General features: G+C 62.5%; 19 protein-coding genes. 8 read left to right on the top strand and 11 right to left on the bottom strand.

Annotation, left to right across the window (positions count from 1 at the left end):
- Nucleotides 1-38: 38 nt before the first annotated feature.
- The 7 genes from E4K09_RS01280 to E4K09_RS01310 all read right to left on the bottom strand — a co-directional run bounded on the left by E4K09_RS01280 (nucleotide 39) and on the right by E4K09_RS01310 (nucleotide 6,875).
- Nucleotides 39-932, bottom strand: coding sequence for a glycine betaine ABC transporter substrate-binding protein (locus E4K09_RS01280; RefSeq protein WP_134494476.1), 894 nt, complete (start codon nucleotides 930-932; stop codon nucleotides 39-41).
- Nucleotides 933-973: 41 nt separating this feature from the next.
- Nucleotides 974-1,738, bottom strand: coding sequence for an ABC transporter permease (locus E4K09_RS01285; RefSeq protein WP_244610301.1), 765 nt, complete (start codon nucleotides 1,736-1,738; stop codon nucleotides 974-976).
- A complete protein-coding gene (locus E4K09_RS01290) occupies nucleotides 1,735-2,874 on the bottom strand; it encodes an ABC transporter ATP-binding protein (protein ID WP_134494478.1) in 1,140 nt (379 codons plus the stop codon). The genes E4K09_RS01285 and E4K09_RS01290 overlap by 4 nt, the downstream gene beginning before the upstream one ends.
- A gap of 14 nt (nucleotides 2,875-2,888) precedes the next feature.
- Nucleotides 2,889-3,539: an ABC transporter permease gene (locus E4K09_RS01295; RefSeq protein WP_134494480.1), complete on the bottom strand. Its 651-nt coding sequence runs from the start codon at nucleotides 3,537-3,539 to the stop codon at nucleotides 2,889-2,891.
- 105 nt (nucleotides 3,540-3,644) lie between these two features.
- Nucleotides 3,645-4,535 carry a GlxA family transcriptional regulator gene (locus tag E4K09_RS01300; RefSeq protein WP_166802090.1) on the bottom strand — a complete coding sequence of 297 codons (891 nt, stop codon included), beginning with the start codon at nucleotides 4,533-4,535 and terminating at the stop codon, nucleotides 3,645-3,647.
- A gap of 427 nt (nucleotides 4,536-4,962) precedes the next feature.
- A complete protein-coding gene (locus E4K09_RS01305; RefSeq protein WP_134494484.1) occupies nucleotides 4,963-5,400 on the bottom strand; it encodes an EamA family transporter in 438 nt (145 codons plus the stop codon).
- Nucleotides 5,397-6,875, bottom strand: coding sequence for a glycosyl transferase family protein (locus E4K09_RS01310; RefSeq protein WP_342211323.1), 1,479 nt, complete (start codon nucleotides 6,873-6,875; stop codon nucleotides 5,397-5,399). The genes E4K09_RS01305 and E4K09_RS01310 overlap by 4 nt, the downstream gene beginning before the upstream one ends.
- A gap of 307 nt (nucleotides 6,876-7,182) precedes the next feature.
- On the opposite strand from E4K09_RS01310, the gene E4K09_RS01315 reads away from it, so the two are divergent.
- The 6 genes from E4K09_RS01315 (at nucleotide 7,183) to E4K09_RS01340 (ending at nucleotide 13,866) form a co-directional block, all read left to right on the top strand.
- Nucleotides 7,183-9,270, top strand: coding sequence for a TonB-dependent receptor domain-containing protein (locus E4K09_RS01315; protein ID WP_134494577.1), 2,088 nt, complete (start codon nucleotides 7,183-7,185; stop codon nucleotides 9,268-9,270).
- A gap of 63 nt (nucleotides 9,271-9,333) precedes the next feature.
- Nucleotides 9,334-10,095, top strand: a complete 762-nt coding sequence (locus E4K09_RS01320) for a siderophore-interacting protein (RefSeq protein ID WP_134494488.1) — start codon at nucleotides 9,334-9,336, stop codon at nucleotides 10,093-10,095.
- Between the two features lie 45 nt (nucleotides 10,096-10,140).
- Nucleotides 10,141-11,076 (top strand): siderophore ABC transporter substrate-binding protein, encoded by a 936-nt coding sequence (locus E4K09_RS01325; RefSeq protein WP_134494490.1) that lies wholly within the window; start codon nucleotides 10,141-10,143, stop codon nucleotides 11,074-11,076.
- Between the two features lie 120 nt (nucleotides 11,077-11,196).
- The gene (locus E4K09_RS01330; RefSeq protein ID WP_244610302.1) at nucleotides 11,197-12,159 is read left to right on the top strand and encodes an ABC transporter permease; all 963 of its coding nucleotides are present in this window, start codon (nucleotides 11,197-11,199) and stop codon (nucleotides 12,157-12,159) included.
- Entirely contained in the window at nucleotides 12,152-13,111 is a 960-nt protein-coding gene (locus tag E4K09_RS01335) for an iron chelate uptake ABC transporter family permease subunit (protein ID WP_166802091.1), read from the top strand. Before E4K09_RS01330 ends, E4K09_RS01335 begins: the two co-directional genes overlap by 8 nt.
- Complete coding sequence (locus tag E4K09_RS01340; protein WP_134494494.1) at nucleotides 13,108-13,866, top strand: iron ABC transporter ATP-binding protein; 759 nt, start codon at nucleotides 13,108-13,110, stop codon at nucleotides 13,864-13,866. The genes E4K09_RS01335 and E4K09_RS01340 overlap by 4 nt, the downstream gene beginning before the upstream one ends.
- Before the next feature lie 42 nt (nucleotides 13,867-13,908).
- Here the strand turns inward: E4K09_RS01340 and E4K09_RS01345 are convergent, their stop codons facing one another.
- The 3 genes from E4K09_RS01345 to E4K09_RS01355 all read right to left on the bottom strand — a co-directional run bounded on the left by E4K09_RS01345 (nucleotide 13,909) and on the right by E4K09_RS01355 (nucleotide 17,244).
- Entirely contained in the window at nucleotides 13,909-14,985 is a 1,077-nt protein-coding gene (locus E4K09_RS01345) for a tartrate dehydrogenase (RefSeq protein ID WP_134494496.1), read from the bottom strand.
- 57 nt (nucleotides 14,986-15,042) lie between these two features.
- Complete coding sequence (locus E4K09_RS01350; protein ID WP_134494497.1) at nucleotides 15,043-16,125, bottom strand: tartrate dehydrogenase; 1,083 nt, start codon at nucleotides 16,123-16,125, stop codon at nucleotides 15,043-15,045.
- Nucleotides 16,126-16,206: 81 nt separating this feature from the next.
- The gene (locus tag E4K09_RS01355; protein WP_342211324.1) at nucleotides 16,207-17,244 is read right to left on the bottom strand and encodes a PdxA family dehydrogenase; all 1,038 of its coding nucleotides are present in this window, start codon (nucleotides 17,242-17,244) and stop codon (nucleotides 16,207-16,209) included.
- A 185-nt stretch (nucleotides 17,245-17,429) separates the two neighbouring features.
- Between E4K09_RS01355 and E4K09_RS01360 the strand changes: the two genes are divergently transcribed.
- Both E4K09_RS01360 and E4K09_RS01365 read left to right on the top strand, forming a co-directional pair.
- Entirely contained in the window at nucleotides 17,430-18,413 is a 984-nt protein-coding gene (locus tag E4K09_RS01360; protein WP_134494499.1) for an alpha/beta fold hydrolase, read from the top strand.
- A complete protein-coding gene (locus E4K09_RS01365) occupies nucleotides 18,413-19,987 on the top strand; it encodes a rhodanese-like domain-containing protein (protein WP_134494501.1) in 1,575 nt (524 codons plus the stop codon). Before E4K09_RS01360 ends, E4K09_RS01365 begins: the two co-directional genes overlap by 1 nt.
- Before the next feature lie 56 nt (nucleotides 19,988-20,043).
- On the opposite strand, the gene E4K09_RS01370 is transcribed toward E4K09_RS01365, so the two are convergent.
- Nucleotides 20,044-21,138, bottom strand: coding sequence for an isocitrate/isopropylmalate dehydrogenase family protein (locus tag E4K09_RS01370; RefSeq protein ID WP_134494503.1), 1,095 nt, complete (start codon nucleotides 21,136-21,138; stop codon nucleotides 20,044-20,046).
- Nucleotides 21,139-21,175 lie beyond the last annotated feature (37 nt).

Raw genomic sequence — 21,175 nt, forward strand, 5'->3', positions numbered from 1 at the left:
GAGGGAAGAGGCCGAAGCCATGGCTTCGGCCGACGGCGTTAGATGAGACCGTTGGATTTCAGGAAGTTCATGGAAACCTCCTCAACCGATTTCTTTTCCACATCGACGCTGGCATTGAGCTTCGCCATCGTATCATCGTCGAGCTTGGCGGAGAGACCGTTCAACAGCTCGGCGAGCTTCGGGCTCGCATCGAGCGTCTGCTTGCGGACGACCGGGGTGAGTGCATAGGAAGGGAAAAAGTTCTTGTCGTCCTTGAGCACGACGAAGTTGAAGGCCGGGATGCGCCCATCGGTGGCGAAGGCGAGCGCCACATCGACTTGACGCTCCTTGAGAGCCGAATAGGTGAGACCGGAATCCATGCGCTTGACGTTCGCGCGACCGAACTCGAACTTGTAGGCCTCCTCCAGGGGTTTCAGTCCGTCCGGACGCTCGGCGAATTCCGCATTGCTGGCAAATGTCAGCTTATTGCCGCCCGCGACCTTGCCGGCGAGATCGGTAATCGACTTGATGCCGCTCTTCTCGGCCGCATCGCGGTTCATCACGAGGGCGTAGGTATTGTTGGCGCGGGACGGATTGAGCCAGACGAGACCCTTCTTCTCGTCCAGATCCTTCACGCGCTTATAGGTTTCCTCCGGCGAGAGCTTGTCGCTGATCTTGTTGTAGGTGATGAGCGAGGTGCCGGTATATTCCCAATACACGTCGACCTGGCCGTTCTCCTGCGCCTGGCGCAGCACGGCGCTACCCATGCCTGCGCGCTTATCGGCCTTGAAGCCCTTCGCGTTCAGGAGCTGAGACGTCATTTCGGCCATCAGCTGCTGTTCGGTGAAGTTCTTGCCTCCCACGACAACAGGCGTCTGCGCGAGAGCCGAGCCGAGGCCCATGGCGGCGAAGGCCGCTGTTGCCAGAACGAGGCGACGGTTGATGAAATTCATGGTTGTGTCCTCCCATTTGGCCGGGACTGCCCCGTGCCTTGTTATGTCTCCGGCATCACGCCGCGCGGCACCACGGCGCGCGTGACGAGAGCGATGACGAAGTCCGTGATCACGGCGAGGATCGCCGTGGGAATGGCACCGGCCAGCATCATGCCGGGCTCGCTGAGGTCGATGCCGGTAAAGATCAGTTCGCCCAGTCCACCACCTCCGATCAGAAAGGCGAGCGGCACCGTGCCGACATTGACGGTGACGGCCGTACGGATCCCGGCGAAGATGACGTAAAGTGCGTTCGGCAGCTCGACCCGCCACAGGATCTCGGCGGGCTTCATGCCCATGCCGGTCGCGGCCTCGATGAGATGAGCCGGCACCTCGAGCAGACCGATATAGGTGTTGCGCACGATGGGCAGCAGCGTCATGAGCCAGAGCGCGAAAATCGCAGGCGGCGCGCCGATGCCGAGGATGCTCATGGAGAGGGCGAGCACGGCGAGCGTCGGAATCGTGGTGCCGATATTGAGCGCCTGCATCACAGCCTCCGCGAAGGCGCGGAATCGCTTTCGGCTCAACGCGATGCCCAGCAATACGCCGACCACCACGGCCATGCCGCCAGAGATGGCGGCCAGCTCCATATGCTGCACCGACAGGAAGGTGATGTCGTCCCAGCGCCGGATAATATCCTTGAGAAGCCCCATGGCATAGGCCGCCGCGACGGCCACCCCGATGGCGCTCAGAATGACGAACCCACGCACAGGAAGCGCAATCTTCGACAGGCGCCCGATGGCGATGGCGGCTCCGGCTTCCTTGGTCACGCGACAGCTCCCTGCGGCATGGGTGCAGAGGCGCTCCGGCTGCGATAAGTATCACCAAGACGACGGGTGATTCCGGCCTGCGTGATGCAGCCGCCGAAGCGTCCGTCAGCATTGATGCAGGTAAGCCATGTGACGTCGTGGGTGAACATCATTGCCACGGCGGTGCGCAGGTCCGCATCGGTGCGGATTGTCGCGGGCAAGGGCCGCATTCTCGATGAGACCGGCCCGATGCCGACCGCATCCTCCGCATGAACCCAGCCCACGGGCAAGCCCTGCGGGTCGAGCACCACAATAGTGTCGAGGTGGCCCTCGCGCAGGATCGCGTAGGCGCGGCTGAGATCGTCCGTGAGGGAGACCGTGCCCACTGCGCCATTCTGGGCCTCGGCGACCGTCACGAGCCTCAGGCGCTTGAGGGTGCGATCGGCACCCACGAAATCGGCGATGAAGCTGTTGGCCGGATGCGCGAGGATCGTATCGGGTGTGTCGTATTGCTCCAGCTTGCCCGCGCGGAAGATGGCGATCTTGTCGCCCATCTTCACCGCCTCGTCGATGTCATGGCTGACGAAGAGGATGGTCTTGCGCAAGGTCTTCTGCATGCGCAGGAACTCGTCCTGGATGATCTCGCGGTTGATCGGGTCAATGGCCCCAAAGGGCTCGTCCATGATCATGACCGGCGGATCGGCCGCGAGTGCCCGTGCTACGCCTACACGCTGCTGCTGGCCGCCCGAGAGCTCGCGCGGGAAGCGTTTGAGGAAGACCGACGGATCGAGGGCCACGAGCTCCAGAAGCTCGGCAGCACGGCGCTTGGCCTTTGCATCGTCCCACTTCAGCAGGCGCGGCACGACGCAGATGTTTTCTTCCACCGTCATGTTGGGAAAGAGGCCGATCTGCTGGATCACGTAACCCATGCCGCGACGCACCTCGACCGGGTCCATATTGTCCGTGTCTCGCCCGCCGACGAGGATCTTTCCCGAGGTTTTCTCGATCAGCCGGTTGACCATCTTGAGTGTCGTGGTCTTGCCGCAGCCGGAAGGCCCGAGGAGAATGCAGATCTCTCCTTCCGGAACCTCCATGTTGATCCGGTCCGCCGCGATGACGGAGCCGAATGTCTTGGTGAGATCTTCAAGCTTGATCATGGGGAATCCTCGGCTCACGCACGCAGGCCGGCTGGGGTGAGCTGGCGTTGAATCCACAACAGGACGTAGTCGGCGGCGATGGCGAGAAGGCTCACGCACAATGCGCCCGCGACGAGCTGGCGGCTGTCGGTCTGCGAGATGCCTCGGCTGATGAGCGAACCGAGACCACCCGCACCGATATAGGTGGCGATGGCGGTAACGCCGATATTGATGACGACCGCCACCCGCACGCCCGCCATGATGACCGGCACCGCGATGGGAAGCTCCACCTTCCACAACCGTTCGAGTGCCGTCATGCCCATGCCCCGGGCGGCCTCGCGCAAGGCAGGGTCGACATTGTTGATGGCCGTATAGGTGTTGCGGATGATGGGAAGCTGGGAATAGAGCAGCACCGCGATCATGGCGGGCAGGTAGCCGATGCCCTGCCCGATCAGCGACAGCACCGGAATCAGCATGCCGAACAGGGCGATGGACGGGATCGTCATCACGATGGCGGCGATGTAGAGAACGATGTCCGCCGCCTTCTTGTTCTGGGTGATGGCAATGCCGATCGGCACGCCTGTGATGATGGCGAGCCCCACGGCCAAGCCGACGATCGATACGTGCTGCCCTGTCAAAAACAGGATCGTCTGCGCGTTGTCGCGCATGAAAGCCAGAGTTTCCATCCTAAAGTCCCCGGCGCATTGTCTGCGCTCTAGACCTTCAACCCTCGCACACTTCCACGCCTGGAACTATTCCATAAACGACATCTGATGTCCTATAACCGCCATTTATTGACGCGACTGCCGAGGTGTCTGCTGGAAAGCCTGACGAAAGCAGCGGCCGAAATGCGATGGGCTGGTGAAGCCGCAGCGCAATGCAACCTCCGTCAGGGGCGTGTCGGTTTCGGATAAAAGGCGTTTCGCCTCGCGGAGCCTCAGGTTCATGTAGAATCGCCCCGGTGTTGCCCCCAGATGGCTAGCGAAAAGCCGCTCCAATTGCCTTTCCGTAACGCCTGATCGGACAGCGATATGCCTGATCTCGAGTGGTTGCTCGATGGACTGCTCCATCAGGGTCAGGGCTGTCACCAGGGCTGGGCTCGTGGTGCCGTAGCGGCCGACAACATCGATTCTCTGACTGTCATCCGCCGAGCGGATATGCGTATAGAGAAACTGCTCGGCGACACCCGCGGCCAGCGTCGAGCCGAACTGGCGCGCGATAAAGGTGAGCATCATGTCGAGCCCCGCGATGCCGCCGCCGCAGGTGAAGCGCTTGCGGTCGATCACGAACAAGGTGCGGCTGGGCTTCAGGTCCGGGAATTCCTCCATGAGGTCCTGGGCCATTTCCCAATGGATCGTGAACTTGTAACCCTTCAAAAGGCCCGCGCGGGCGAGCAAGAGGCTTGCGGTGCTCACAGCCCCAATCTCACTGCCCGCGCGCTCCTGCTGGCGCAGCCAGCGGAATACGGGCGCCTCATGGAAATCCGCCACGTTGAGGCTGGCCACCACGATCACCGCATCGAAGGTCGCCGGATGATCGAGCCCGCCATCAGGCTGGAGGCGGAAACCACTGCTTGACTGGACCGGCTCTCCCGTCGCGCTGATCAGATGCCACTCATAGAGACTGCGGCCCGCAAGCCTGTTGGCCGCACGCAAGGGCTCGCTCGCTGCGCTCAGAGCCATGAGAGAAAAGCCCGGCAATATAAGGAATCCGAAGCGCAACGGCCTCGTCTCCCCGTTTAGAACGTCTACCATGCACTGCAATTTCGACTATAAGGAGTCGGTCATAGCCTGGTCGTCAAGGTCGGCTACTGTCAGTAAACTACATTAAGTTGCCGGCTGCCCCAATATCGAATCGGGACACTTCACCCCTACGGCTCTTTACTTGTCTGAGCACCAATCGGCCTGACCAGGATCGCAGAAGGGACTCACCCGAGCTGGAAGAAACAGCCAGCGGGGAAGATGGCCATACATTCCTATAAAGCCGGTACGATATTCCAGCGAGAGCAATGTTTGGCTGCCTCAGAGGCCTCGTCCGCTATTCCTGCGTGAAGCGCAGAGCGCCCAGGCCTCGCACGCACCTATAGGGGCTCTCTGCGATAACCATCGCTCAACCCCTGTAGGCCACGAGAACCGCACCGGCGGCGATGAAAGCGACGCCGAGCCAGTTCGGCAGGGACAGCCGTTCGCCGAGGAAGGCGACGCCGAAGAGTGCGACGAGGACAACGCTCATTTTGTCGATGGGGGCGACCCGTGCCGCATCGCCGAGCTTGAGCGCCCGGAAGTAGCAGATCCACGAGGCGCCCGTGGCGAGGCCGGAGAGCACGAGAAACAGGTAGCTGCGCCCCGAAATCGTGTCGAGGGGCTGCCATTGTCCAGTCCCGATCAGGATCGCCCCGAGAGCGCACAGAATGACGATCGTGCGGATGAAAGTCGCGAAATCCGAATTGACGTTCTCGATTCCGACCTTAGCGAAGATGGCCGTCAATGCGGCGAATGCTGCGGAAAGGGCTGCCCAAAGCTGCCACGACAGGAGGATCGATTTCATAGGGCAGCCTCATCCCGGCAGGAATGGGTACTTTGCGACACGTCTTTCCTCCGTCTTTCCCAAAGCTTCCTGGCGACCGTTCGGCATTCCTCAAGACGATCCGCATCGGCGCCGGTCAGCGTGAGGAGGGCTATGGACGCAGTGGCGGCGATGATGTCCGTCGCACGCTCGTCGCGAACGGTTCCGTTCCAAACACCCTGCCAGTACTCGAGGCTCGTCATTCCCGTCAGCGGGTAGGACATCGGCTCCGGCGAGGCCGGCAGGAAAAGGCTCTCCGCATGTCCGCCGACCAGCCGGAGGAGCGTGCTCGAACGAAATGGCGTGGCCTCGGCGGCATCCCGGCTGGCTCCCATGACGGCCAGGTTATTGCATCCGAGAAGCGCCCCGGCATCGCAATGCAGTTCGCGGTAAGCCGGACGCACGACGCCCATTACGATCGCAGGCGCGTCGAGAGGGTTGAGCAGCGGCATCAGCGAGTTCACCGGCGAGCGCGTCTCGAACAATCCATAGAGCATGTGCAGGCGGTGCAGCTGCGAGGACATCGCGGCGACCGGCAGATAGGCAATCCCCTGCGCATCGATCGCTTCCGTGGCGGACGCGAGGCTCGCGCAGGTCGGGATACCGATTGCACCCGCCGCAGATACGAGCTTGCCCCTGGTCCCGTCGCCGCCATCCAAGCCGTGAATGAGAATCCTGTGGCCTGCCTGCGCCAGCAACAATGCCGCCTGAAGGAACCAGGGCATCCTGCGGGATTTCGGGGAGATATAGGCCGGCCAATCCAGGTCGATGCGAGACATTTCGCAATCCGAAGCCCCCAGGTGGGAGCGGGCCGCGCGAACCAGGCCGGCCAATTCGGCTGCCGTTTCTCCCCTGAAGTTCATCACGGACAGGAGCGCTCCGATCTGTACGGGATCCGCCTCGCCCTGGAGAATGATGGAGAACGCATCCTCCGCCTCGCCGGCAGTCAACGGGCGGCTGTGGCCGATGCCGGCTCCGATCGTCGCGATGTGCTTGGCCAGCCGTTTGCGCGTGTCCTCCGCCTTGCCGAGAGATGCGAGCTTGCGCGCGAATGCCTCCGGCGGAGGCTCGCCCTCGAGGAGGATGCTCGGACGAGCGGTCAAGGGTGCGGCATCAATGACCGGAGATCCGGACCAGGAGGAGGGATCCGCGGTCGTGCCGACTGGTGCCTTGTCTTGCGGCCGGGACAGCGCCTCGGCCTCCGCGGCCAGAGCCCGCAATCGCTGGCGCATGGATTCTGCAAAAGGTGTCGGGATCAGGCGCCGGGACGAGCGGATGAAAATCGGATCGTCATAAGCCTCCCGGATCTGGCCGAGGAGCCTGCTCATCGCAGGCGTGCTCATCCCGAGCCGCTCGGCGGCGCGGTTGACGCTTCCCTCCACGAGCAATGCATCCAGCGCCAAGAGGAGACGAAGGCGCCCAAGTTTCAGGCCGGGTTCTTGTGATGCAGGATCCAAGATAACTCTGTTTCACAGCCGAGCCGCAGGCATCGGACAATTATCTGTCTGTTGTTCAGGGTTCCCTGCCTATTCCCTATTCAGGCAAGTCTTTCAAGCCAGGCAGGAACACCTTAGAGACATTATAAATTGCGATTTCCTGAACTCAGAATGACTCTCAAACATAGCCGTTGACCCTCTTCTTCCGCAGAACCTACTAGCTCCCATCGCTTGGTTTCTCATGAGTTGGGGGCACATGATGGGATTTGACGCGTCGATTCAGCGGGATGTCGGCACCGGAGTCGCGGCGCGGAGCAACGCGGGCCGGATGCTCGCTCTCCTGGCTTGCACCGGCCTGTCGGCTGCCTTCTTCGCCGGTCCGACCGCCATGGCCCAGACGGCGGGCGAAGACCCCGACGCGGCGGGAGGCGACGTGATCGCCCTCGATCAGGTCGTGGTCACGGCCGCAGGTTTCGAGCAGAACGTCAAGGATGCTCCGGCGAGCATCTCGGTCATCACCCGTGAGGACCTCAAGAAGGGCGCCTTCCGCGACCTGACGGACGCCCTGAAGGAGGTCCAGGGGGTCACGGTGTCGGGCGTCGCGAACGAGAAGGACATCCTCATCCGGGGCCTTCCGGGCAGCTACACGCTGATCCTCGTCGATGGAAAGCGCCAGAGCACCCGCGATTCCCGCACCAACGGCAATTCGGGCTTCGAGCAGAGCTTCATTCCTCCCGTCGCGGCCATTGATCGCATCGAGGTGGTCCGCGGCCCGATGTCGTCGCTCTACGGTTCGGATGCCATGGGCGGCGTGATCAACATCATCACCAGGAAAGTGTCCGACACCTGGAGCGGGACGGTTACGACGGAAGGCACGCTCCAGCAGCATGATGAATTCGGCCATTCCGCCCAGGGCACCTTCTACACGAGCGGGCCGCTGATCCACCGGATGCTGGGACTTCAGCTCTGGGGCCGCGGGTTCGGCCGCGATGAGGACGAACTCCTGAGCGGCATCACCGGGGCACGCGAAGGCAATGTGGGAGGACGCCTGACCTTCACGCCCACCGCGAACCACGACCTGATGCTGGAAAGCGGCTACACCCGCATCCGCCGGAATGCGTCGAAGTGGGGAACACTCGAGGAAACCGCCAATGACACCTACAACCTCAACGACCGCAAGTACTGGTCGCTGAGCCATGAGGGCCGGTGGGGCCCGACGACGTCGAACTTCTCCATCATGCAGGAATGGGCCGAGCGGAGGAGCTACACGGAAAATCCGCTGACCTCCGCCTTCGACAAGAACTCCCGATCGCCCGAGATCAGGAACACGGTCGTCGACGGCAAGTTCACGACGCCGTTCGAGTTCTTCGGCTCCCATACCCTGGTGACGGGAGGTCAATGGTTCAACGCCATGCTGAGGGATCAAAATCCCGGCCGACGCACCGGACTCGAGGAGCGCTTCGAGATCAACCAATGGGCGCTCTTCGCCGAGGACGAGTGGCGCCTGACCGACACGTTCTCGATCACGAACGGCCTGCGCATGGATCATCACGAGATCTATGGCGCCCACTACAGCCCGCGCAGCTACGCCGTGTGGCACGCCACCGACAATCTCACCCTGAAGGGCGGCGTTTCCACTGGCTTCCGCGCACCTGAAATCCGCCAGATCGCGCCAGGCTATGCCTATACGACGGGCGGCGGAGGCTGCAGTTACGGCCCCAACGGAACCTGCGGCGTCATTCTCGCCAATCCGGACCTGCAGGCGGAAACCAGCACGAGCTATGAAATCGGCGCCGTGTGGGACAATCTCAACGGCTTCACCGCCAGCGCAACGTATTTCCACACGGATTTCCGGGACAAGATCAGCAACGCGCTGGTGCTGGACGATGCCGGCAACCCGGTGCGCTGGTCCGAGGATCCGAACTACCGTCTCTGGTACAGCTACAACATCGACGATGCAGTCATCCAAGGCGTCGAACTGGCAGCCACCTGGCGGGCGACGGATACAATCTCCCTTCGCGGCAGCTACACCTTCACGGATTCCGAGCAGCGGACAGGTGAATACGCCGGCTTTCCCCTCGCCCGCACCCCCAGGCACATCGCCAATGCTCGCGTGGACTGGATCACGCCTGTTGCCGGTTTGGCGACATGGGTGTCGGCGAACTATCACGGATCCGAGATCGTGGGCGGCGCCCGCATCGGCACCAATGGAACGCCGGTGATCATCAACGGCATGGCCGGACGCAAGTACGACGCCTACGCCACCATGGATGTCGGCCTGTCCTACGATTTCACGGAACAGCTCACTCTGAATGCGGCCCTCTACAACGTTTTCGACAAGGAAGTCGAACCCACCGACTACAACACAGTCGTCGAAGGACGGCGTCTTTGGGTGAGCATGTCGGCCACCTTCTGATCCATGCGGGAGGCAATGCCTTCCCGCTCACATCTGGCCTCAGTGACGTCAACGGGAACAGGCATGGCTGCAGACAGCAAACCAGACACTCACGAGAAGCCGCGGCAGCGCCCTCCGCTGCGGAGCTGGAATCTTCATGTCGTCGACAGCTTCGATGTACCGCCTGGCATGCGACGGGTCGTTCTGACTGCGGATGACATCCACGAATTCGACTACAAGCCGGGGCAGGCCATCGTCATGATGATTCCTCTCCCGGACGGCGGGACGGGGCGGAGAGATTATACGATCCGCAGCCAGGACCGCATTCAAGGAACGATCAGCGTCGACTTTCTGCTCCATGGCGACACGCCGGCGCCTACCTGGGCGCGGCGCGTCGCACGCGGCGATATCATCAAAGTCAGGGGCCCGCGCGGCGGCACCGTTTTGCGCCCCGATGCGGACTGGCATCTGCTGACCGGGGATGAAACCTGCATCCCGGCTATCGCCCACATCCTTGAGACCATGCCGGCCGGCACCAAAGCCTTTGTGTTCATCGAGACAAGCGACAGGAATGGTGAGATCGCGCTGGAAACAAAGGCCGATGCCTCCGTGCGCTGGATGCATCGCAATGGCGCACCGGCCGGTCCGAGCGGGCTCATGAACGGTGTGATACAGGACTTTGTCCTGCCACCCGGCAAAGGCCACGCTTACCTCATCGGCGAGACGAGCAACGTCCGCCGTCAACGGCACACCCTCATCGCGCGAGGGCTCACCCGCGATCAAATTTCATCGGAGGGCTACTGGCGCCCGGGGCGCATCGGCGGCCACGACCATGTCGATGACTGACGCCCCATGCACCATTGCCTGACCCTATTTCTGGAGAACCATGTCATGATCAATGTCTCTGCCCGTCTACCACACGTCCTTGCCACAATCCTTGCGGGAGCTCTCACGTTCGGTGTTTTGACCACGGGCGTGCAGGCGCAGGATCTGAAGGTCCAGCACACCAAAGGTGAAACGGCGGTTCCCTTGAAGCCGAAGAAGGTGCTCGCCTTCGATCTCGCATCCCTGGACACGCTGAACGCGCTAGGGGTCGAGGTCTCGGGCGTCCCGGCGGCCCGTTTTCCCGAGTATCTCGCGAAGTACGGCTCGGATCAGTACGAGAAGGTCGGCACCTTGTTCGAGCCGAACTATGAGGCCGTGAATGCCGCCGGGCCGGACCTGATCATCGTCGGAGGCCGCTCCAGCGCCAAGTACGAGGAATTGTCGAAGATCGCTCCCACGATCGACATGACGGTCGACCCGAAGGACTATGTCGGCAGCGTCAAGCGCAACGTTCAGCTTCTCGCCAAGATCTTCGACAAGCAGGCCGAGGCGGACACGCAGATCGCCAGGCTCGATCAGTCGATCACCTCCCTTCGGCAGGAAGCCGCGAAAGCCGGCAAGGGCCTTCTCGTCCTCACCACCGGCGGTAAAATGAGCGCCTATGGACCCGGCTCGCGCTTCGGACTGCTGCACACGGAGTTCGGAATCGTGCCGGCCGTCGAGGGGCTGGCTACGACGAACCACGGACAAGCCGTGAATGCCGAGTTCATCCTCAAGACGAATCCGGACTGGCTCTTCGTGATCGACAGGGATGCGGCGACGGGCCGCGGCAGCGACGCGGCCAAGAAGGTGCTGGACAACGACCTCGTAGCCCAGACCAAAGCTTGGAAGAACAAGCAGGTCGTCTACCTCGATCCGGTGAACTGGTATCTGGTCGGCGGTGGCTTGACGGCCCTGCAGGCCAGCGTGGACCAGATCGCGAAGGCCATCACCAAGAAATAGGCTTGAATGGTTCTGCTCTTCGGGGCATTGCCTTCGACAGCGGATCACCCCATGGGTGGTCCGCTTTGCCATGTGAAACCCTCAACGGGACGCACTCGCCGCGAGTGCTGCCGAAGAATCGTGAAACGCCTCCTGCTCGCAGCCACCATCGTGATCGCTCTCGCATCGATCAGCCTGCTGATCGGTGTCGGCGACCTGTCGCTGCAGGCGCTCTTCTCGCCGCAGGAGGGACAATACGCCACACAGGTCCTGTTGATCTCCCGGATCCCCAGGACCTTGGCCCTCATCCTGGCCGGAACAGCCATGGCGGTCGCCGGAACGATCATGCAGATGCTGACCCGTAACCGCTTCGTGGAGCCGTCCACCGCGGGAACGGTCGAGTCCGCGAGCCTCGGACTCCTCATCGTTACCCTGTTCGCGCCTGAAGCGCCGGTCATCGTGAAGATGCTGGTCGCAGGGGGGTTCGCATTGGCGGGAACCGCCCTGTTCCTGCGCATTCTCAAGCTCGTGCCCCTGCGCTCGGTGCTGACCGTTCCCCTCGTTGGCATCATGCTGGGCGGCGTCATCGGTGCGATCACCACGTTCTTCGCCTATCGGTTCGACCTGCTTCAATCGCTGAACGCGTGGACCACGGGCGATTTCTCCGGTGTCCTGCGCGGGCGTTACGAGCTCCTCTGGATCGCGTTCGCCCTGACCCTCCTCGCCTATCTCGCCGCCGATCGGCTGACCCTGGCCGGCATGGGGCGAGACTTCGCCACCAATCTGGGTCTGCGCTATCGGAGTGTCGTGTCCTTCGGCCTCATCATCGTCGCGATGGTGACGGCCACCATCGTGGTGACCGTCGGCATGCTGCCGTTTCTAGGGCTTATCGTGCCGAACGTGGTCAGCCTGATGATGGGCGATAACATGCGCCGCTCCTTGCCGTGGGTCGCATTGCTGGGCGCAGGGCTCGTCCTGGCCTGCGACATCATCGGGCGTGTGGCCTACTATCCCTACGAGATCCCCATCGGGACGATCATGGGAATCATCGGCAGCGGTCTGTTCCTGTTCCTCCTGCTCAAGGGGCGCGAACGCCTTGCGTGAGCAGAGACAGACGATCCCTGTGCTCCTGATCCTCACTGCCTTGGCGGTAGGCGTGATCGTGCTTTTCATGACGCTGGGCGCAAAGGGTCGATGGGACTTCGTCCTGCCCTTCCGCGGCGCGAAGGTTCTGTCCATGGTCCTGGTGGCCCATGCCATCGCGGTTTCGACCGTCCTGTTCCAGACGGTGAGCCATAACCGGATCCTGACGCCCTCGATCATGGGCTTCGACGCTCTCTATGTCCTCATCCAGACGAGCCTGATCTTCGCTGTCGGTTCGGCCGCGGTGACGGATTTTGACCCCCGTCTGTTGTTCGCGGGTGAGGTGGCCTTGATGGTGGCATTCTCCAGCCTGCTCTACCGCTGGCTCTTCTCCGGCAACAGCCGCAGCCTTCACCTGCTCATTCTCGTGGGTATCGTTTTCGGCGTGCTGTTCCGCAGCCTCTCGGGTTTCATGCAGCGGATCATCGATCCCAACGAGTTCGTGCTCCTGCAGGACCGCCTGTTCGCGAATTTCAACAGCGTCGACAGCAATCTTCTTGCGGTGTCGACCGCTACGATCCTGGCCGTATCGGTCGTCGCGTGGCGGTTCATGCATGCCTATGATGTGCTGGCGCTGGGGCGCGATCCATCCATCAATCTGGGCGTCAATCACAACCGGGTGGTGACCATCGTCCTTATGATGGTGGCGATTCTCGTGTCGGTCTCCACCGCCTTGGTTGGGCCGGTCACCTTCTTCGGGCTGCTCGTCGCGAATCTTGCCTATCAGCTCGCCGGGACCCATAAGCACCGCGTCGTGCTGCCTGTCGCAGTGCTGCTCGCCGTGATCTGTCTCGTCGGTGGACAGCTCATCCTTGAGCGGATCTTCGCCTTCGATACCGCCTTGAGCATCGTCATCGAATTCGTGGGCGGCATCGTCTTCCTCGCCCTGTTGATCAGAGGAGCAGCCCGTTGATCGAGATCTCCAACGTCAGCAAAAGCTACGGCGACACTATCGTGGTGCGCGAGGTCTCGCTCCAGATCCCACGCCGCGGCGTCACCTCCATCATCGGACCCAACGGGGCCGGCAAATCCACCCTCCTGTCGATGATCAGCCGCCTCGCGCCCATGACGGCTGGAACGGTGAAGGTCGACGGCCTCGACGTGACGAGGACGCCCTCGGACGTGCTGGCGAAGCGCCTGTCCATCCTCAGGCAGGACAACCGGGTCGGCTCACGGCTGACAGTGCGGGACCTGGTCGAGTTCGGGCGCTATCCCTATTCCAAAGGCCGTCTCACGCCCGAAGACCGCGCCCAGGCGGACAAGGCTATCCGTTTCCTTGACCTCCAAGCGTACTCCGACCGCTTTCTCGACGAGTTGTCGGGCGGACAGCGGCAGAGGGCCTACGTGGCCATGGTGCTGTGCCAGGACACGGACTACGTGCTTTTCGACGAACCGCTGAACAATCTAGACATGAAACATGCGGTCGGCATGATGAAGCTCCTGCGACAGGCTGCCGATACTTTGGGCAAGACGATCGTCCTCGTCCTCCACGACATCAACTTTGCGTCCTGCTATTCGGATTACATCGTAGCCATGCGCGACGGAGCCGTCGTCCGCCATGGTCCACCCGACGTGATCATGACGAGTGAGGCAATTCGGGACGTCTATGACATGGACGTCGAGATCCAGGAGATCCAGGGGCGGCGGATCTCGATTTACTATACCTGAGACTGTGGGGCACAATGAACGAGATTATGCCCTATAAGGCCGCTATGCGTTGTCGCCCAGAATGGCCGCGATGACGGCATCCGTCACCTGCCGCGTCGTCGCCGGCCCGCCGAGATCGGGTGTGTGGAGATTGCGGTCCGCTGTGACGCGCTCGATCGCCCTCATGAGGCGGTCGGCTGCGGGTTTCTCGCCGAGATGCTCCAGCATCATGGTCGCCGACCAGAACGTGCCGATGGGATTGGCGATGCCCTTGCCCGTGATGTCGAACGCGGAGCCATGAATGGGCTCGAACATCGACGGAAATCTGCGCTCCGGATTGAGATTCGCCGTCGGGGCGATGCCCAGAGAGCCCGCGAGTGCCGCCGCGAGGTCGGACAGGATATCCGCCTGAAGGTTCGTCGCGACGATGGTGTCGAGGGACCAGGGCTTGAGCGTCATGCGCATGGTCATGGCGTCGACGAGCATCTTGTCCCAGGTCACATCGGGATACTCCGCCGCCACCTCGGCGGCGATTTCATCCCACATGACCATTCCATGCCGCTGCGCGTTCGACTTGGTCACGACGGTCAGCAGCTTGCGCGGACGCGAGCGGGCGAGTTCGAATGCGAAGCGCATGATCCGCGTAACTCCGGCCCGGGTGAAGATCGTCACCTCGGTCGCGACTTCCTCGGGCAGACCTCGATGGGAACGTCCCCCCTGCCCGGCATACTCGCCCTCCGAGTTCTCCCGGACGATCACCCAGTCGAGATCCTTGGCCTCGATGTTGCGCAAGGGACCCTCGATACCTGGGAGAATGCGCGTCGGACGAACATTGGCGTATTGATCGAAAGGTTGACAAATGGCAAGGCGCAAGCCCCAGAGGGTGATGTGATCGGGCACATCGGGAGCACCGACCGCACCGAAATAGATCGCATCGAACGGCTTCAGAATTTCCAATCCGTTCTCGGGCATCATGATCCCATGCCGCTTGTAGTAGTCGGACCCCCAATCGAAGGTCTCGAAGCCGAGGCGGAAACTTCCCTCCCGCTCGGCGAGCACATGGAGAACCTCGACGCCGGCGGCGATGACTTCCTTGCCGATCCCGTCACCCGGAATGGCCGCGATCCTGTAGTTCTTCACGACAATCTCCTGCTCGGACTCGACCACTCGATCCGATATGTCTTCAGCGATAAACCTTTAGCCGAGGGCGTCGGTGACGGCTTTCCCGGTCGTCTCGGTATCGGCATTGCCCCCAAGGTCGCGCGTCCGCAGGGTCCGCTCGCTCAGCGTGCTCTCGATCGCCCTCACGATTGCGGCCGCCGCTTCGCTCTCCCCAAGATGTTCGAGCATCATGGCCCCTGCCCAGATCTGGCCGATGGGATTGGCGATCCCCTGCCCCGCGATGTCCGGAGCGGATCCGTGGACCGGCTCGAAGAGCGACGGAAAATCGCCGTTCGGATTGATGTTGCCCGAGGGTGCGATGCCGATCGTTCCCGTGCAGGCGGGGCCGAGATCGGACAGGATATCGCCGAACAGGTTGGATGCGACCACCACATCGAACCAATCCGGGTGCAGCACGAAATGAGCCGTGAGGATGTCGATGTGATACTTGTCCCACTTCACATCCGGATACTTCCGGGCCATCTCCTCCACACGCTCGTCCCAGTACGGCATGGTGATGGAGATGCCGTTCGACTTCGTGGCCGACGTCAGATGCTTCTTGGGGCGCTTCTGCGCCAAGTCGAACGCGAACCGCAGGACGCGATCGACGCCGACCCGCGTCATGACGGTTTCCTGGATCACGACCTCGCGCTCGGTGCCCGGGAACATCCTGCCGCCGATGGACGAGTACTCGCCTTCCGTATTCTCGCGGACCACCCAGAAGTCGATGTCGCCCGGTTTGCGGTTCGCAAGCGGCGTGGGGACGCCGGGCATCAGGCGCACGGGCCGCAGGTTGATGTACTGGTCGAACTCGCGCCGAAACTGAAGGAGCGAACTCCAAAGCGAGATGTGATCCGGGATTTTGTCCGGCCAGCCGACCGCTCCGAAGAAGATGGCGTCGTGGCGGCCGATCTGTTCCTTCCAGTCTTCAGGAAGCATGCGTCCATGCTTGGCATAGTAGTCGTAGGAGGAGAAATCGAAGTGATCGAGCTGCAGGTCGAAGCCGAACTTCGATGCCGCGGCTTCGAGCACCCGTACCCCTTCCGGAACGACCTCCTTGCCGATGCCGTCGCCCGGGATGACCGCAAGGCGGTATTTTCTTTTCTGATCCAGAGACATCGTTGATACCTGTGATGCGCTTGATATTGTGCCTGGTCGGCGTCGATCGAGGGATGGTGATCTTCGTCGAGCCTGGATCGGTCAGGCTGCCATGCGCGCCTTCTCTGCGCTCGCGAGCTTCGCGGCCAGACGCACCGCATTCTCCAAAGCCCCCGTGGAGGCGATACCCTTTCCGACGATATCGAACGCGGTTCCATGGGCGGGTGTCGTAAACACCGCTTCGAGGCCCGCCGTGACGGTGACGCCGCGGTTGAAGCCACGCAGCTTCGTGGCGATCTGTCCCTGGTCGTGGTACATGGCGACCACGCCATCATACTCGCCGGCGAATGCTTTTAGGTAAACCGTATCGGCAGGAAACGGACCGCGGCAGTCGATACCGCTCTGCGCCGCGGCCGCCACAGCGGGAGCGATGGTCTCGATCTCCTCGCTACCGAACAATCCCCCCTCGCCGGCATGAGGATTGAGAGCCGCGACGGCAAGGCGCGGCTTGACGAAGCCTGCGCGTCGCATGGTTCGATCGGCCAGCTGGATGGCATCCGTGATGCTCTGGAAATTGACCTGCTCGATGGCCTGTCGGAGGGATACATGCGATGTGACCCGCGACATCCACTGGTTGTCGAGAACGTTCATCTCAGAGAAGTAGCCGTGGTGTTTGAGAAGATGAGCGAACATCTTGTGCTCGTCGGGGAAATGCCATCCGCCCGCATGCAATGCCGCCTTGTTGAGGGGCGCGAACGTGATGGCATCCACCTCGCCGTGGCGTGCCATTTCGATGGCGTGAGCCAGGGTATCGCCCGTCAAGCGCCCCGACTCGGCGGAGACGACGCCTCGGGGCAGGCTTGCGGGATCGATGTTGTTGAGATCGACGATCGGGATTTCCGGACGGCTCCAGTCGATCTCAGCAACGGAAGCAACCGTCCGCCAGGACAGCGATACGCCTGCGTCGCGCATGCCCTGCTCCAGGACGCGCACATCGCCCACCACGACGAGACGAGCCGCATCGTTCAGGCGCCCGTCCGACAGCACCCGCGCGCATTGCTCCGGCCCGATGCCGGTGTAATCGCCGAGCAGAAGCGCCACCCGGGGCAGCATCTGCCCTTCCGTATTCAGCGTTGCCACGTTCAAAACTCCTCTTGTCGGCCGGTGGCGCTCGAAACAGGGCGGCGGAGTCGATGCGAGCCTGCCCTGTCCGGCACACGTCTTTTCGGAAGCATGGCAACTTGGGGCAAATAGTCAATCGAAGATTGTTGACAATTTACGAAATCGGGCTGACCTTGCGGCATCGGTCAGTTCAGGTGCCAGCCATGAATCGAGCTTTGTTCGAGCGAAACTCTTCCATGCCGCCCTTGCGGCCCTACGGCACCTCGCTGATGGAGGGTTTCACCTACAGGACCGTCAAGACGGCGGGTGCGGACATCCGAGTGGCCGTCGCCGGGAACGGCCCGCCTCTTCTTCTCCTTCACGGCAACCCGCTGACGCATGTGAGCTGGCACAAGGTCGCTCCGAGCCTTGCGGAAACGTTCACGGTGGTTGCGCCGGATCTGCGTGGCTATGGCGACAGCTCGAAGCCCGATGGCGGCCCTGACCATGAAGCCTATACCTTCCGGGCCATGGGGCGGGACAACATGGAAGTCATGGCAGCCCTCGGCTTCGAGCGCTTCTCCGTCGCGGGTCACGACCGTGGCGCACGCGTCGCCTTCCGCATGGCCTTGGATTACCCCGACCACATCGAGCGGGTTGCAGCCCTCGACATCGTTCCGACCCACCATGTGCTGACCAACGTGTCCCTCGGATGGGGCTTGGAAGCCTATCACTGGTTCTTCATGGCGCAGAAAGCCCCCTTCCCGGAGAAGCTGATCTGTGCCGATCTCGACTATTACATTCACTACAAACTTAACAAGAAGGGCGTCGGCCTCGAGATCTTCTCGCCCGAGGCCATGGCGGAATACGTTCGGTGCACCACCCCTGAGCAGATCCACGCGGTCTGCGAGGATTATCGTGCGACCGTCACACTCGATCTCGCCATGGACCAAGCGGAGTTCGGCGTGAAGACGATCAAGTGCCCGGTCCTGGTCCTGTGGGGCTCGAACAGCCATTGCGGCCGCCACTTCAAGCCGCTCGAGGCCTGGGCGCCGTGGGCGCCGGATCTGAGAGGCTGGGCGGTCCCGACGGGCCATTATCCTGCGGAACATCGGCCGGATCTTGTCTATGACGCCTTCTGGACATTCTTTACGGGCCGCGAGCCGGCACCTTTCCGCGAGGCTGCTGTCGAAGCCGTGGCGCAGTGATGCGGAGCATCGATCCAGCCACCGCCAAAGCGCTTGTCCACTCGGCCGCCGAGGTTGCCTTCCTGGACGTTCGCGAGCACGGACCCTATGGCGAAGGGCACCCCTTTCTGGCGGTATGGTGCCCTTACAGCCGGCTTGAAGTCGCGGCCCTGGAGCTCGTTCCCAATCTGCGAGTGCCTATCATCCTGTTCGATGGCGGGGATGGCATTGCCGAGAAGGCCGCGGCTCGCCTGGAGCGACTCGGATATCAGGCCGTGATGGTGATGGCCGGAGGCATCCGGGCATGGACGGAAGCGGGCTACACGCTGTTCGAAGGGGAGCATGTCCCGAGCAAGACTCTGGGAGAACTCGCCGAACACATCTTTCATCCAAGCGTGATCGATCCGCAGACCTTGGCCGAATGGCGAAGGGAGCACCGTCCGCATCTTCTGTTCGACGTACGCCCCCCGGCGGAGCACCGCAAGATGACCGTCCCTGGGGCACGCTGCCTACCGAATGGCGAACTCCCGCACCGCCTGCCCTCCGCCGTGCCGGATCCGTCGACGCCGATCGTGCTGACCTGCGCCGGGCGCACGAGAAGCCTTATCGGCGCCATCAGCCTGAGATTGCTCGGGATCGAAAATCCCGTCTATGGGCTGCGCAACGGCACCCAGGGGTGGACTCTCGCGGGTCTCGATCTTAACCGCGGCCAGGATCCCTTGGAGTACCCGGTGCTGTCCCATGCGGATCTTGCCGCAAGCCGTCTCCGGGCGCAGAGCTTCGCGCAAGAAGCCGGCATAAGGATGATCGGCGTCGAAGATCTGAATGCGCTGGCTGCGGATGGCAGCCGCACGCTGTATCTGCTCGATGTCCGCAGCGCGGAGGAATTTGCGGCCGGACACCTGGACGGGACAGTCCATGCGCCCTGTGTTCAGATCGTGCAGGCTACGGACCGCTGGATCGCCGTCCGGCGCGCACGGATCGTGCTCGTCGACGATACCGGCCTGCGTGCCGCGATCGCCGCCTATTGGCTGAAGCAAATGGGCTATGAAACCTATGTTCTGCCGGACGCGGATGGTCCTCTCGCCCATGACGGGTGGCAACCCTCCCGGCACATGCCCGACTTCGTGGCTCCGTCGCTGCGCCGAATCTCGGCAGAAGATGCCGCAAAGGCTGCCACTTGTGGCGATGCGATGGTGCTGGACCTGCGCCCCTCCATCGAATTTCGGCGGGAACATGCCGCGCGGAGCCATTGGGCGATCCGTCCCGAGCTAGGGAAGGCTGTCGGAGGCTGGCAGGGCGGCATCAGCTTGATCGTCGACGATCCGGCCATCGCCGGCCTTGCTGCCGTGGACCTGGGAGAACTGGGGCACAACGACGTGCGCATCGTGGATGGCGGCTTCTCCGCATGGAAGCTGGTAGGTCTTCCCACGGAGACAGGGTGGACGAGGACGTCATCGCGGCCCGTCGACTTCCTCGCCTTCGTTCACGACAGGCATGACGGCAATCTGGATGCGGCCCGGCAATATCTCGCCTGGGAGATGGGGCTCATCGAGCGGCTGGATTCCCAGGAACGGGGCACGTTCCTGCTCTGATGCCGCCGACACGGCGGCCCGCTCCGCCGCCGTGTCCTCTGTGGTCCTGATCGCGTTTATGCGACGGCGCGGGTTTCCGCCTCGATTCCCCGCACGATGGCGCGGGTCATGACTTCGGTACCGCCGTGGCCGCGGATGTCGCCGGTGCGGCTTGCGGGATCCATCAGAGCCTGCGTCGTCGCGCGTTCCATGGAGGCTGCGGCAGCAACCGCCTCGGGAACATCGCGCGCATGTCCGAGCCAATCAAAGAGCATCCGGGTCGACTCGATCATCGCATAGGGATTTGCGATGCCCTTGCCGGCGATGTCGGGCGCCGAACCATGGGTCGCCTGCGCCATGGCGATGTTACCCTCGCCGATGCAGAGGCCCGGCGCCATGCCGAGGCCCCCGACGAGACCGGCGGCTTCGTCGGACAGGATGTCCCCGAACATGTTCGTGGTCACGACTACGTCGAAGCTCTGCGGATCCTTGACGAGGCGCATGGCGAAGGTATCGACGATCACGTCGTCGACGAGAACATCCGGATATTCCTGCGCGGCGCGCCTGCACTCTTCCACGAACATGCCGCATCCGAGCTTGAAGACGGTGTCCTTGTGTACGAAGGTCAGGTGCTTGCGCCGATGGCGCGCGAGCTCGAGCGCGGCCTTGGCGACGCGATAGCTGCCCGCTCGCGTGATGACGCGGACCGAGATGGTCACATCCTCCGTCGGACGGAATTCGCCCGAGCCGGCGACCACGTTGCGATCCGGCTGGAAGCCTTCGTTGTTCTCGCGCACGATGATGAGATCGACATTGTCATGAAGGCAGCCGATATCGGGATAGGAACGCGTCGGCCGCACATTGGCGAACAGATTGAAATGCTTGCGCAGGATCGGGTGGGGATTGATGGCGCCGGGAACGCGGGGATAAGCCCGATGCCCGATCGGCCCGAGGATCCAGCCGTCGAGCGTCGACAGGGTCTCGAGCGTTCCATCGGGCATGGTGGAGCCGTGGGTGTCGAGGGCCTTTCGTCCGATCGGCAGAGGGAGCCAGTCGATCGACAGGTTGTGCCGTCGCGCCGCTGCCTTGGCCACCTCGACGGCGGCCGGCACCACCTCGTGGCCGATGTCATCGCCCTCCAGAATGCCAATCTTGAGAGTCTTGCTGCTCACTGTTTTTCTCCGTTCCTGGAGCCACGATGCCGGCGGT

The organism is Microvirga pakistanensis (assembly GCF_004458765.1).
GTDB lineage: Bacteria > Pseudomonadota > Alphaproteobacteria > Rhizobiales > Beijerinckiaceae > Microvirga > Microvirga pakistanensis.